A 12,465-nucleotide genomic window follows, 5' to 3' on the forward strand; every position below is an offset into this window, starting at 1 on the left:
TACCTGACAAAAGTGCCAGTATCCGGGCGGTGGCAGGCGCAGTAGGCTTTTCCCGTACCCGCGTTTGGGCGCGGGGATAGCATCCACAGACAATGACATTGAGGATCGAAATCATGAGCACAGAAAAAACGGGCAAGCAAGGTACAGTGTGTCAACTCCATGCCACCCAGAAGTTCGGTTTCATCGAAGTCGAGGGCGATGAAGAGGGTGATCAGGTGTACCTGCCGCCCGCGGAGGCTGGGGACCTGAAGCTAAAGTCCAAGGTCAGGTTCAATATCAAGTTGGTGAATGGAGAATATCACGCCACTGATGTGGAGGAGATCAAGTAGGCCGAAGCGTACGCGACCGCGCCCAGCGCCAAGCAGCGAGGGTGCGGTCATTTGGCGGAGTGGCGCAACGCTGGCTGGCTTCGAACAGTACCTGGCACCCTCAATGCTTGTATATGAAGAAATTCCCCTGCTCGAGGCGGCGCTACGCAATTTCACCGCCGATCAAAGCGTGGCGGGCGGACAGCCGAAGGGCAGACGCCGCTGGAGCCTTACAGCGAGTGGCGTTGACAGGCGCATCTAACGCGCGCTCAGCCGCCTTACGTCCACCACCGGCAGCCCACCGCGCTGCGCTGCCTCCAGGCCTTGCTCGCTGTCCTCGAACACCAGGCAGCGAGCAGGCGGCAGCCCCAGTCGCCGGGCGGCCTCTAGAGGGATAGCAGGATCAGGCTTGGCCTTGCCGACATCGTCGATGGTCACAATGGCGTCGAACAGCTCGGCCAAACCCAGGGCGGCCAGTGAGTTCAAGACAATCTCGCGCGATCCACTGGACGCCACCGCCATGGGCTTCACCCCGGCAAACCGCCTGGCGATGGCAGTTACCTGGGTGATCTCACGCACATGCCGGGAAAGGTTGGCCAGGTAGTGCTGGCGCATCGTCGCCACCACCCTCGGGCGATCCAGCGTGACTTGGTGGCTCTGTTCGAAATGCGTCATCAATTGCGTCTCGCAGAGCCCGCAGCGGGCGGTGTGCCATGCGCTGTCCATGCCCTTGCCAGACGCAGCGAAGCCCGCGCGCCAGGCGCTGGCGTAGGCGGGCAGGCTGTCGATCAGGGTGCCGTCGCAGTCGAAAATCAGGCCTTCGGCGGCCAGCAAGCGTGTTTCCAGTGGGGTGTCGAGTGGGTGTTTCATAGCGCTTCAACCTGGCCGGGGTAGCGGGTTTGCAGCACCACGGCGAGGGCATCCGGGCGCCAGAATTCCTGGTCGAACTCCACGGGCTGACCGCGCTCGCCGAAGCTCAGGCGTTCCAGGTAGAAACTGCTCGAGCCTGGGGAGACTTGCAGCAGATCGGCCTGAAAGTCGTTCATCGTCTCAGGGTGCATGCACAACTCGCTGCGCGACTGCACGCGGCCGAAACGTTCGCGCAGCAGGGCGGTCAGCGAGGTGTTGAGGTCGGCGTCGAGCAACGCAGGGCACCAGTCGGCGACCAGCACATTGCACTCGAGCAGCACCGGGCGCTGGTCCACGTAGCGACGGCGCTGCAGGTAGAACACCGGCTCCTCCGCATGCTCCAGGCCCATGCGCTTGGCCAGCCAGGCCCCGGCCGGGCGGCGCTCAGCGTGCAGGCACTCGGTGCGTGGCGTGCGGCCCTGGGTGGCGACGTACTCCATGAAGCCTGTGATGCCGGTTGGGTCGTAGCGGATGCGTGGGGGGCTGACGTACCAGCCGCGGCGGTCCTGGCGGTAGATGACGCCGTCGGTTTCCAGCAATTGCAGTGCCTGGCGCAGGGTCACCCGTGTGCAGCCGAAACGCTCGGCCAGGTCGCGCTCTGCGGGCAGCTTGCTGTCGGCGGGCAGGCAGCCCTTGGCCAGGTCACTGGCCAGTTGATCGCGGATACGCAGGTAATGGGGCTGGCTGGCGCGCCAAGTGGCCTGTGGCTGCGACTCGCTGACGAACGAGGTGCGAAACGGGTTCATGGCACTACCTCAGCGCCTGCAGGCAGGGGCTGTTGCTGGGCCAGCAGTTCGTTGCGCCAGGCCAGCAGGCCGTAGGCGGCCAGTACCACGAAGCCTGCGTACAGGGCCGCCGTGAGTTGCAGGTCTTTGAATAGAAACAGCCCGACGTAGGCGCTGTCGAGCACGATCCACAGCCCCCAGCTGGCGACGTATTTGCGTGCCGCCCAGAAGCTGGCCACCAGGCTGAGCGAACTCAGCAGCGCGTCGATCCACGGCGCCGAGGCATCGGTGTAGCGCTGCATGACGGCGCCAAGTAGTACTGCGCCAGCAAGCCCCGCCGCCAGGCTGACGATGGCCTCGCGGCGCGGCAGGCGTTGCACGCCGACCTTGCCGGCGACGCTGTAACCCTGGCTCCAGCGCCACCAGCCGTAACCTTGCAGCACGGCGAAGACCAGTTGCAGCAGCATGTCGCAATACAGCTTCACGTCGAAGAATATCCAGGCGTAGAGCAGCACGGCGACCACGCTTACCGGCCAGCACCAGCGAATACGTTGTGTGGTCAGCCACACGCCGAGGATATTGAACAGCACGGCGATGATTTCTAACGTTGACATGGGCGCCTCCTCGGCAGCGTCAGTACTGGGGCTTCAAGACCTTGTGCTTGAAGGCGCGCTTCTGTTGTTCCGACAACCCTTCGCGCCCCTGATACGGCGCGCTGTACCAGCCGCCATAGGTGGGGTTGGGCAGCAGGAACCAGCGTTCACCCAGCCAGGCGAAGTAGGAGCGGGCCGCGTCGAGCTGGGCCTGCTGGCTGCCGCGGGTGGCCATGAAATCACCGAAACTGTCGCCCAGCTGCATCAGCACCCGCGCCTGGGTCCCCACCCAATGACGGCGGCAGGTCTTGTCCGAACCGCTGGCCTGGCAACCGCCAATGGCGGTGCCGGCGGTGAGAATCTGGGCGCTGCTGTCGATGGGGAAACCGGCGCGGCGCAGGTTTTCCAGGGTTGCCTGCTCCTGGCCTGGCGCTCGGTTGGTCAGGTAGTACGGCGTGATACCACGGCGCGCGGCGGCCTGCAGAAAGTCCACCGCGCCCGGCAGGGCAAGGGCCTTGGCGCGATCGACCCACTGGTACCAAGCGTCGTAGTCATAGGGGCGGTCATTGATGATCGAACGGGCGTTGAGCGGGACGTTATCCAGCAGGGTTTCGTCGATGTCGATGATCAGCGCCGGTGGCAAGCCGTGTAGCGCGCGCGGTGCGTGTGCCAGCGCATCCCAGGTGGGGTCGGCCAAGGCCCTATCGAGGTGCTGGGTGGCACTGGCATACACCTGGCGGAACAGCAGGTCGTGTTCCACCGACGTCTGGGTCCAGAGCACTGCATCGAGCTGGTCGTTAGCGGGCGGGTGCTGCTGGCAACCGGTGAGCAGCGTTGCCAGCAGGGCGGCGATCAGCGAGACGGACAGGGTCATGGCGATTCCTCAGAAATTCACGGTGGCGGACAGGCGAGCGGTGCGCGGCGCACCCTGGAACAGGTAGCCATCCCCCATGTATTCGCCCACATCACGCCAGTAGCGTTTGTCGAAGAGGTTGTCCACGGTCAGGCGCACTACGGTTTCGTAGCCTTCCAGGTCCAGGGTGTAGCGCGCCCCGGCATCGAACACCGTGTACCCGTCGACCTTCACGTTGCCGGCCTGGCTTGCATACTTGCTGGCGCTGTAGCGCAGGCCGCCGAGCAGGGCCAGGCCCTTGATGCTGGCGACACTGTAGTCGGCGTGCAGGCTGGCGCGCACGTTTGGCACGTTGATCGCCTGGTGCCCTTCGTAGCTGTCAGTGCCGCTGTCCTCGACCCGGGCGCGGATGGCCGCGGCACTGGCCGACACCTGCAACTGCTCGGTCAGGTGCCCGCTGGCGGACAGTTCGAGGCCGATGTTTTCCTGGTCGCCTTGCTGCACGTAGGTGAAGCTGCCGTCGCCATTGGGGCGTGAATACTGGTAGGCCTTGCTGATGCGAAACAGCGCGGCGCCGAGGCTCAAGCCCTGCCAGTCACGCTTGGCACCTACCTCCAGTTGCCGTGAAACCGTGGGCGGCAGGATCTCGTCGGCATTGGTGGTGAACCACGCCGCTTCGCCGCCCAGTGACAGGCCTTTGCTGTAGCTGGTGTACAGCGAGATGTCCGGGCGCGGTTTGTAGATCAATGCCACGTTGGGCAGGAACTCCGAGCGTTGGGTATGGCGCGTGGTGTTGCCGTCGATATCGAAGGTTTTTTCGTCCAGGCGCACCTGGCGGCCACCCAGAATGGCCTGCCAGTGTTCGCCGTAGCTCAGCCGGTCGCTGAAGAACAGCCCGTACTGGCGGCTGTCCAGGCGCCGATAGGTGTGGCCCAGCGGTTCGCTGGTCGGCGCAAAGTCGGGTACCGGCTGGTAGATGTTGGCGGTGCCCACCCATTCGTTGACCGAGTCGCGGCGGTCGACGATACGGCGCAGGGCGCTGCTGCCGACGGTCAGCTCATGCTGCAAAGGGCCGCTGTCGAAGCGCCCGCTCAGTGCCGCCTGAAGCTCGTCGTTGCGGCGGGTATCGTCGGGGTTGCGGAAGTCGTAGACATCGTAGTCGCCCTCGGGGCTGAAGTAGTTGGGCACGGCGGAGCTGGCGCAGCTCGGGGCGCCATAGCAGCCCCAGGCGAAGGCGCTGTAGTCGTCGATCACCACCCGGCTGCGCGAAGCGCTCAAGTTGGCGCTCCAGTTGTCGTCGAAGCGGTACTCGAAGCGGCTGCCAAGGTTGAGCGAATCGATACCCACCGGTTTCGACCAGCGCTGGTCGGCCAGGCGGTCCTTGGGGTCGATGCCGCTGGGCACCACGCTACCGCCGAGTAGCTGATAGCCCGGCACCGAGCGCTGTTCGCGGGTCTGGTACTCGGCATCCAGCTGCAGCAGGGCGGCATCGCTGAGGTTCCAGTCCACGGCCAGGGAGGCGAAATCGCGTTTGCCGTCCGAGTTGTCCACGTAGGAGCGGATGTCTTCGTGGGCGAAGTTGGCGCGCACGCCCAGGCGCTGCTCGCTGTCCAGCCAGCCGCCAAGGTCGGTGGCCACATAGCGCTCGCCTGATTCGTTGCTCGCGACGGTGACTGAACGTACGTTCTGCGGGCGCTTGGTGACGTAGTTGACCAGCCCGCCCGGCTCGGAAACGCCACTTTGCAACCCGGAAAGGCCTTTGAGCAGCTCGACCTGCTGTTTGTTTTCCAGCGCGACGTTCTGCTCGCCGGTGATGGTGCTGCCGTTGATCTTGTAGCTGTTGGCGGCGCTGAGGGAAAACCCGCGAACCACGAAGTTTTCGTAGTAACCGATCGGCGCATAGCTTTCGCCGGTCGAGGCGTCGTTGCTGAGCACGTCGCTGAGCAGCCTTGCCTGGCGGTCCTTGAGCAGTTGCTCGGTGAACACCGCAACCGAGGCTGGCGTATCGAGCAGTGGCGCTTCGCCCAGCCCCCCCACCGAGGCTGAGGTGGCTTGGTAGCTGTTGGTCTGTGCGCCCGTCACGGTGATGGCCTCCAGCAGGGTGCTGTCTGCCCAGGCCAGGGCCGGGTTCAATGACAGGCTCAGCAGCCCCAGCGCAAGGCCGTGGCGGTGATGAAAAGACAAGGATGAAGCCATGAACGAACTCCTGGGTGACCAGCGGTGTGGCACCGAAAATCGGGTAAACCTGTGCTCGCGATGCCGCGCCTATGCAGCGGCGACAGCATCGTTGAGCGGGCGCTTGAAGGGGGTGTAACTTCAGGCCGGCGTTGCTCCGGTGGTCATTGGTAATGCAGGGTCAGCTGCCCATTCCTGCAGCGAGCCGTCATAGATCGAAACGCCCTGGCGCCCCAGGCGCGTCAGGGCCAGGGCAGTGGCGGCTGCGGAAATACCGCCGCCACAGTAGAGGACCAGTGGCTGCGTGCCTTCGACCAATGCTGGGCCGAGTGCGCGGGCCAATGCGTCGGGCGCCAGGTAGCGGCCCTGCTCGTCGAACAGTTGCCGCGCCGGTCGGTTGAGGCTGCCGGGGATATGGCCGCGTCGGGCATAGCGGGTCACCGCGCTGCCCTCGAACAGCCCCTTGGACAGCGCACACACCAGCGTGCCTGGCGCTTGTCCATCGAGTACGGCCAGCACGTCTTCGCGGTTTGCCCAATACCCTGGATGGACGGTGAACGACACTGGCGAACCCGGTACACCAGCCAGAGCTTGTTCACCGCGAGCCAAGGGCAGGTTGGCCTGGCGCCAGGCCTTCAGGCCGCCGTCGAGCACCGACGCGGCCACGCCCAGGCTACGCAGCATCCACCACAGGCGTGCAGCCCAAAAACCCTCATGCCGGTCGTAGACCACGATGTGCCGTGCCTCGGCGATGCCCAGGCGTGCCAGCGCTGCGGCTGCCTCCTTCGGCGAGGGCAGGGCGAAGCTGTAGCTCGCTGCGGTGTCGGCCAGCTCGCGCGTCAGGTCGGCATGCCGCGCCGTAGGGATATGTTCGGCCAGCCAGGCCGCATGGCCACTGGCGACGCGGTAGTCGCCATCGAACTGGGCGGCGGCCAGTTCCACACTGGCGTCGAGCACCACCAGGCCCGGCTGTTGCAGGGCGTGGTGCAAGGCGTTGGGTGAAATGAGGATGTCGGGCATAAGGGCTCCTGTCAGCGCGCGCGTGCGATGCGGTGCAGATGATCGAGCAGGCGGGTGCCTTCGCTGTCGCCAAACCATTGGCCATGGCCGATCAAGAAATTGTGGTAGGCGATGTCGGCGTTGCTCCGGGACCCGACGATGCCTTGGAAGTAGTCGATTTCGGCGAGGGCGAAATCCACATGGACCAATGGCAGCAGCGCTTTGAGCGTGAGCAGGTCGGCCTGTGTCAGGGGCCGCTGGCTGTGGTAACCGGCCAGCAGTGCATCGACGGCGTCGAGGTCGGCGGCGGCGCGCCCGCCTGCATCGAGTTCAAGCCAGGGAATGCAATTGCGTTCTACCGCAGTGGCCAGGTCGAACACGGCGAAAGTCCGGTCACTCAAGCCGAAATCAAGGACGCTGCGCACCTGCGTGGCGTCAGCCGATTCGTCCCACAGCAGGTTAGAGGCGTGCCAGTCGTTGTGGGTCCACAGCGCCGGCTGGTGCTGCAGCAGCGGCAGCAGGGCGCGGTGATGGGGCAGGTAGAGTTCGCTCAGGGCCTGCTGCCAGTGTTTGTCTGCGAGGTAGTGAGCCAGTGCGGGCTGCTGCGCCAAGGCCGTTTCGATGGACGACAGCGGCGCGTGGTGGCTGAAGAACCGCAGGTTGGCAATCAATACGGGCGTGCGTCGGGCGCCCGCAGTGAAGCCTTCGGCGGCCAGGTGCAGGCGAGCAAGGGCAACGCCCGCCGCATGGGCGTGCGGCAGGCTGAGGAAGGGGGTCCACGACAGCGCGTCACGGTACAGGTCGTGGCCCTGCGCGCAGGGCAGCACCTCGTAAGTCCATTCACCCAGGGCCACCACGCTGTCGCCGTTGCGGTCGAGCAACGGGGTGACAACGGGCGCGCCACGCTGTTCAAGGTGCTGAACGAAGCGGTGTTCCTCCAGCAGCCAGGCGGGCTGGCGGACACTGCGGTGGTGGCGTTTGACGAACAGCTCGCCCTGGTCTGTGCGCACCTGCGCGGCAGCCGAGAAGGGGCGGGGGCTGTGCCAGTGCAGCGGGCCCACGGTGCCAAGCCGCGGGAAATGGCTCAGTACCGCTTCCACATCCACCTGAGTCAGTGCGGGCCAGTCGGCTTCTACTGGCTGCACGCCCATGCCATGGGCCATGCGCAAGGGCTTGTTCATGCCTGTGGCTCCGGCAGGTAACGGTTACTGGTGGCACCACGCCAAGCGTCGGCGTCGGCCAGTACGCCGTGGTGGTGCAGCCACTGGGCGTAGGGCGCGATCAATTCTTCGCGTTGCTGGCCCCAGCGCTGCTCATGCAGCCAAGTGGGTGCGATGTGCTGTAGCGATTGGCTGAGCAGCGCCCTCGGAAAGTAAGGGGTGGCGGCCTCATAGGCGCCCAACGCGCTTTGCGGGTCAGCGGCCGCCGCGCGAAAGCCACGCTCGGTGGCGGCGAGAAAGGCGCGGGCGATCTCGGGGTTTTCCTCGAACCAGCGTTGCTGCCCGCCAAGCAGGTAGCTGTGATAACGCGGTGCGCCAATGTCATCGACTGGCCAGACCACACGTCGCTCGGCCGCAACCGGGCTGTCCATCAAGGCTTCCCAGGCCCAGTAGCCGCCAAAGCTGGCGTCGGCAATGCCTGCCGCCAGGTCTTCCGGGCGCAGTTCGCGCACTTTGCTGTCGACGATGATCACGGCATCCGGGTCGCCGCCATCGGCGGCCACCAGATGGCGCACCATGGCCAGGCCACGGGGCGTGGGGTTGAGCGCCAGGCGTTTGCCTGCGAGGTCCCTGGGGCGGCGAATGCCGAAGTCGGTGAGGGTCTGGATCGATTCAAGGCCCCGATGGTTGATGGCCGCGACACCCAGCAGCGGCTGGCCGAGGCTGCGCCTGACCAGCAAGCGATTGCTGGGAAACACACCGACATCCGCATCGCCGTTGAGCAGGTGCTCCAACGTGTCGCCATGGAAGGGGTCGGGCACTACCAGTTGCACCGACAAGCCGGCGTCCTGATACCACCCGCGCTCCCTTGCGACGTAGAACCCTGCCGAATTTGGCCATGGGTGGAAATATTCCAGCATTACCCGTACCGCGTTCATCCTTTCGTGCTCCTTGGTGCCCTCAGGGCTCAGGGAGCAGATTTAACGGGTAGACATCTGGTATATACCAATATCGTTCGGTGCTATTTTTATTCCTTCAGGTAATAAATTGGCCTGCTTTAATTTCTTTTTGGCTGTGGCGCATTCGGTTCATGCAGCCCTTCGTTCGCCCTTGAGCATTTTCCTGTGCGCCTCCATGGCAATGCCCATCTCTTCCAGCTGATCTTTGCCCAGCAGTTTTTTCGCCGTGGGGAACAGCTCGCCTTCCTCTTCTTCGATGTGATGTTCAAGCAGCTCTTTCATCACCTTCACCCGCCCGGCAAATTCCAGGGTGCCGGTTTCGGTATGAAGCAGATCAGGAAGCACCAGCGAATCGACAGTACGGTGTTCTTCCTTGGCTTCGTAATACATCTTCGCCTCTTCCTTGCCGCCGGCTTTCTTGATGGCCGGGTAGAGGATGTCCTCCTCCAGTGCAGTGTGGACTTGCAGCTCCTGCTCGATCCGGTGCAGCAGTTCGGCGCGCTTTTTCACCGCTCGCTCGGTGGTTGAAGACAATTCAGCCAGCAGCTTCTTCACCAATTTATGGTCTTGAATCAACAGGTCGATAGCGTTCATGCAGGCACCTCATGGCGGTCAGGGGAAACACGGATTGCTGGGTACAAACTCATCGCTACTGTTGCGGTGGACGTGATGGGCGTGCGAATGGTTCAAGTCTTTACCGCATGGCTCGCAGCACGCAGATGAAGCGTCGAGGCCTGCGACAGCAAGCCTTGTCATGGTCGTCAGAGGATCGGTTTGCCGCCCGTGACGCCGTAGCGTGAACCCGAGATATAACTGGCTTCATCAGAGCCCAGCAAAACGTAGATCGGCGCGACCTCGACCGGTTGCCCTGGCCGCCCCATGGGGTAGCCCGAGCCAAAGTTTCTGACGGCCTCATCCGGCATGGTGGCGGGGATCAACGGCGTCCAGATCGGGCCTGGCGCCACGCTGTTGACCCGGATGCCTTGCTTCGCCAGCAACTGCGCGAGGCCTGCGGTGAAGTTGGCAATGGCGCCTTTGGTGGCGGCGTAGGGCAACAGGCTGGGTGACGGGTCATCGGAATTGACCGAGCTGGTGTTGATGATCGATCCGCCCTTCGGCATTGACGGCAATGCCCGTTGGCAGATGCGGAAGATGGCGGTGATGTTGGTGTCGAACGTCTTCACCCATTCCTCATCGTCAATGTCGTCCAGGCTTTCATGGGCCATCTGGAATGCGGCGTTGTTGACCAGGATGTCGATGCGACCGAACTGTTCCACGGTCTTGTCGACAATGGCGTAACAGTGCTGTTTGTGCGCCAGGTCACCGGGTAGCAGGAGGCACTGGCGGCCCGCGGCTTCGACCCAACGCGCGGTTTCTTGCGCATCTTCGTGCTCATCCAGGTAGGCGATGGCAACGTCTGCACCTTCACGCGCATAGGCAATCGCAACGGCCCGACCGATGCCGCTGTCGGCGCCGGTGATCAAGGCGATTTTGCCTTCGAGCCGGTTGTGGCCTGTATAGGTCTGCTCACCACAGTCCGGGTACGGCTCCATCTTGCGCTGCGAACCGGGGACGCTTTGCGGTTGCGAGGGGAATGGCGGAGTAGGGTAGTCGCTCATGGTCGAAGCTCCTGCAGTTGAGAACGGTCATTACTGTTCGAGCGGTGCGAGCAGCCAGCGTTGAAGTGGATGCTGGATTTGAACGACGGACGGCCAGTAAGCCACTTGCAATGAATTTTCGTTGAAGGGATCGCTCTATCGCTGATCAGCAATGCGCTGTACTCACGATTTTCAGGAGCGTCCCAGTGCCTCGAATCATTACGCCCACCACCTCTGAGCATGAAATCGATCAGCAGAATGCGCGGATGTTCGGTACGCCCAAGGAACGCCTGGATTTCTATCGACGCGAAATCCAGTACGAGACCACTATTCTGGCCAACCGTACCGATGCGTATCTGGCCGCTCAGTCGTTCCTGGTCATTGCCTTCGTGTCTTCGATGAGCAACCTGAACCACAGCTGGGGGGAAATGTTCACGTTGATCGTGCCAGCGTTTCTTGCCCTGCTCGGCGTGTTGAGCTCGTTGAACGCCTGGCCGGGCATCCGCGCAGCGTTCCGGATCATCGAGCACTGGCAGCTGAAGCAGAGCCACTTGCTGCGCAGTGAACCGATGATGGGGCTGGCCTATGACGAATCGCCGTTGTTTTGCGAGGCTGAAACGTCCCGGGCCGGGCACCGGAAATCGCTGCTGTTCTCCCTTCGCACGCCTTGGATTTTTCTCGGGTTCTGGGTTTTGCTGGGCAGCTACTCGGTGTATATCCAGCTCGCGTGACGGGCACGCTGCTTTAAGCAAATGACTGCCAGCAAGCCCTAGCGGCGCCTGCGTTGCGAACGGGTGAAGACAAACCCGGCAATGACACCCAGCAGCGCCGCACCCACCCATAAAGAGGTTTTATCTTTCTGAGTTCTCCAGCCACCGTCCACACTTCGCCGGTCATCGGGTGGCTCGAACAGATTCCCGGAAGATATCGCCGCGCTGGGGCTGCGGTTCAAGCCCCAGCGCGTGAGCCACCCTGACAACTGAGGGAGCCCCGGTACCAGGTAGCTGGCCAGATGGGCGAGGCGAGCGGCAGCGCCGACAGTGGTGCGCGCGCTCGGGGAAATGGCGCAGGCTACCATGGCGTTTGCCACCCGTTCCGGGTCGTAGATCGGCCCTGGGGGTGTCAGCGCGTGGCCGGTGTAGTTGCCTGCGTCTCGCAAGCCTGGCGTGTCCATGACAGCCGGATAAAGATCACACACATGAATGCCGGGGAACGCCGTCAGCTCACCGCGCAGCGCTTCGGTCAGGCCTCGCAGGCCGAACTTGCTCGCCGAGTAGGCTGCCGCATAGGGTTGGGCGATCCAGCTGCCAAGCGACAAGGTGTTGATCAGTATGCCGCTGCGCTGTGCCTTGAAGTAGGGAAGCACCACGTAAGCGCCGCGCAGATAACCGACCAGGTCGGTTTGAATCACCTGCTCATGCGCCTCAAGCGGTGTTTCGTCGAAGTTGCCTAACGCGCCAACCCCGGCGTTGTTGATCCAGATATCGATACGTCCATGGCCAAACTCGGCAGCTTGGGTGGCCAGGGCTGCCACCTGATCGCTGTGGGTGACGTCGGTGGTGATGGCGACAGCGTCCGTGCCGCAGTCGGTGCATTCATCCAGCACGTCGAACAACGCTTCCTCATCGCGTGCCGCGAGCACCAGTCGGGCACCTTTGCAGGCAAACGCATGCGCAGCCGCCCGGCCTATGCCGCTGGAGGCGCCGGTGATGACCACGACCTTTCCGCGCAATGGGCCTTTGATCGGCGTCGGGCTCATTGGCATGGCGTGCTCTGGGGCTGGTCTGTCTTCACGGTCGATAGACCCGAGGGTCGCACTGGCCTCTATGGGGGTGAGATCAAGGGTGGTTCCGTCGGCCATTACCAGCTTCAAGCCCTCGATGGTGCCCGCTACCCGATCCGGGAAGACGGGTTCGCCTTCTGCATCCAGGCTGTCGTAGATGAACTGCGTGCCTTCGAGCCAGCCGACCGCAGTCAGCAGTTCGGGGCCGAGGTAATACTTGCCGTCTTGAAAGTACCCCGGGAACTGATGGGCGCGCTCGACGTTCTCCACGCAATAGCGCTCGCCTGGTTTCATACCTGTCGCTTGATCGATCATGGTGAAAACCCCTTTTCTGAAAGCCGGCTGTGCAGCAGATATTGCAGTGAGTAAGCAGGGGAATCCGTTGGGCAGGACAAAGTTCAGA

The 12,465-nt window shown here is 63.4% G+C and carries 13 protein-coding genes; 2 read left to right on the forward strand and 11 right to left on the reverse strand.

What is annotated here, in order from left to right:
• Positions 1-113: 113 nt before the first annotated feature.
• Positions 114-329 (forward strand): hypothetical protein, encoded by a 216-nt coding sequence (locus ACMCNM_RS12885; protein ID WP_412764504.1) that lies wholly within the window; start codon positions 114-116, stop codon positions 327-329.
• Positions 330-566: 237 nt separating this feature from the next.
• On the opposite strand, the gene ACMCNM_RS12890 is transcribed toward ACMCNM_RS12885, so the two are convergent.
• From ACMCNM_RS12890 to ACMCNM_RS12935, 10 genes are all read right to left on the reverse strand, one after another.
• The gene (locus ACMCNM_RS12890) at positions 567-1,178 is read right to left on the reverse strand and encodes an HAD family hydrolase (RefSeq protein WP_412764505.1); all 612 of its coding nucleotides are present in this window, start codon (positions 1,176-1,178) and stop codon (positions 567-569) included.
• Entirely contained in the window at positions 1,175-1,963 is a 789-nt protein-coding gene (locus ACMCNM_RS12895) for a GntR family transcriptional regulator (RefSeq protein WP_085273773.1), read from the reverse strand. Before ACMCNM_RS12895 ends, ACMCNM_RS12890 begins: the two co-directional genes overlap by 4 nt.
• On the reverse strand, positions 1,960-2,556 hold the full coding sequence (gene pnuC / locus ACMCNM_RS12900; protein ID WP_412764506.1) for a nicotinamide riboside transporter PnuC: 597 nt from the start codon (positions 2,554-2,556) through the stop codon (positions 1,960-1,962). The genes ACMCNM_RS12895 and pnuC overlap by 4 nt, the downstream gene beginning before the upstream one ends.
• Before the next feature lie 19 nt (positions 2,557-2,575).
• Complete coding sequence (locus ACMCNM_RS12905; protein ID WP_412764507.1) at positions 2,576-3,409, reverse strand: 5'-nucleotidase, lipoprotein e(P4) family; 834 nt, start codon at positions 3,407-3,409, stop codon at positions 2,576-2,578.
• A gap of 9 nt (positions 3,410-3,418) precedes the next feature.
• Complete coding sequence (locus ACMCNM_RS12910; protein WP_412764508.1) at positions 3,419-5,584, reverse strand: TonB-dependent siderophore receptor; 2,166 nt, start codon at positions 5,582-5,584, stop codon at positions 3,419-3,421.
• 120 nt (positions 5,585-5,704) lie between these two features.
• Entirely contained in the window at positions 5,705-6,583 is an 879-nt protein-coding gene (locus ACMCNM_RS12915) for a sulfurtransferase (protein WP_412764509.1), read from the reverse strand.
• Between the two features lie 11 nt (positions 6,584-6,594).
• A complete protein-coding gene (locus ACMCNM_RS12920; protein ID WP_412764510.1) occupies positions 6,595-7,743 on the reverse strand; it encodes a phosphotransferase enzyme family protein in 1,149 nt (382 codons plus the stop codon).
• Positions 7,740-8,660: an ABC transporter substrate-binding protein gene (locus ACMCNM_RS12925; RefSeq protein WP_027596484.1), complete on the reverse strand. Its 921-nt coding sequence runs from the start codon at positions 8,658-8,660 to the stop codon at positions 7,740-7,742. The genes ACMCNM_RS12920 and ACMCNM_RS12925 overlap by 4 nt, the downstream gene beginning before the upstream one ends.
• A gap of 150 nt (positions 8,661-8,810) precedes the next feature.
• Positions 8,811-9,275 carry a hemerythrin domain-containing protein gene (locus tag ACMCNM_RS12930; protein WP_186676313.1) on the reverse strand — a complete coding sequence of 155 codons (465 nt, stop codon included), beginning with the start codon at positions 9,273-9,275 and terminating at the stop codon, positions 8,811-8,813.
• Between the two features lie 167 nt (positions 9,276-9,442).
• Complete coding sequence (locus tag ACMCNM_RS12935; protein ID WP_412764511.1) at positions 9,443-10,300, reverse strand: SDR family oxidoreductase; 858 nt, start codon at positions 10,298-10,300, stop codon at positions 9,443-9,445.
• A gap of 185 nt (positions 10,301-10,485) precedes the next feature.
• Here ACMCNM_RS12935 and ACMCNM_RS12940 point away from each other — a divergent pair, with 185 nt between their 5' ends.
• Positions 10,486-11,010 (forward strand): hypothetical protein, encoded by a 525-nt coding sequence (locus ACMCNM_RS12940; RefSeq protein WP_186676316.1) that lies wholly within the window; start codon positions 10,486-10,488, stop codon positions 11,008-11,010.
• 38 nt (positions 11,011-11,048) lie between these two features.
• Here ACMCNM_RS12940 and ACMCNM_RS12945 read toward each other — a convergent pair whose 3' ends face one another.
• Entirely contained in the window at positions 11,049-12,377 is a 1,329-nt protein-coding gene (locus tag ACMCNM_RS12945; RefSeq protein WP_412764512.1) for an SDR family oxidoreductase, read from the reverse strand.
• Between the last annotated feature and the right edge of the window lie 88 nt (positions 12,378-12,465).

Origin of the sequence: Pseudomonas sp. NGC7 (assembly GCF_047159675.1) — a bacterium.
GTDB classification, from domain to species: Bacteria; Pseudomonadota; Gammaproteobacteria; order Pseudomonadales; family Pseudomonadaceae; genus Aquipseudomonas; species Aquipseudomonas kermanshahensis.

What these genes read in the sequence shown, in the direction of transcription:
- ACMCNM_RS12915 (WP_412764509.1), bottom strand. Translation starts at nt 6,583, where the DNA reads ATGCCCGACATCCTCATTTCACCCAACGCCTTGCACCACGCCCTGCAA.
- ACMCNM_RS12910 (WP_412764508.1), bottom strand. Translation starts at nt 5,584, where the DNA reads ATGGCTTCATCCTTGTCTTTTCATCACCGCCACGGCCTTGCGCTGGGG.
- ACMCNM_RS12935 (WP_412764511.1), bottom strand. Translation starts at nt 10,300, where the DNA reads ATGAGCGACTACCCTACTCCGCCATTCCCCTCGCAACCGCAAAGCGTC.
- ACMCNM_RS12885 (WP_412764504.1), top strand. Translation starts at nt 114, where the DNA reads ATGAGCACAGAAAAAACGGGCAAGCAAGGTACAGTGTGTCAACTCCAT.
- ACMCNM_RS12920 (WP_412764510.1), bottom strand. Translation starts at nt 7,743, where the DNA reads ATGAACAAGCCCTTGCGCATGGCCCATGGCATGGGCGTGCAGCCAGTA.
- pnuC (WP_412764506.1), bottom strand. Translation starts at nt 2,556, where the DNA reads ATGTCAACGTTAGAAATCATCGCCGTGCTGTTCAATATCCTCGGCGTG.
- ACMCNM_RS12945 (WP_412764512.1), bottom strand. Translation starts at nt 12,377, where the DNA reads ATGATCGATCAAGCGACAGGTATGAAACCAGGCGAGCGCTATTGCGTG.
- ACMCNM_RS12925 (WP_027596484.1), bottom strand. Translation starts at nt 8,660, where the DNA reads ATGAACGCGGTACGGGTAATGCTGGAATATTTCCACCCATGGCCAAAT.
- ACMCNM_RS12890 (WP_412764505.1), bottom strand. Translation starts at nt 1,178, where the DNA reads ATGAAACACCCACTCGACACCCCACTGGAAACACGCTTGCTGGCCGCC.
- ACMCNM_RS12895 (WP_085273773.1), bottom strand. Translation starts at nt 1,963, where the DNA reads ATGAACCCGTTTCGCACCTCGTTCGTCAGCGAGTCGCAGCCACAGGCC.
- ACMCNM_RS12905 (WP_412764507.1), bottom strand. Translation starts at nt 3,409, where the DNA reads ATGACCCTGTCCGTCTCGCTGATCGCCGCCCTGCTGGCAACGCTGCTC.
- ACMCNM_RS12930 (WP_186676313.1), bottom strand. Translation starts at nt 9,275, where the DNA reads ATGAACGCTATCGACCTGTTGATTCAAGACCATAAATTGGTGAAGAAG.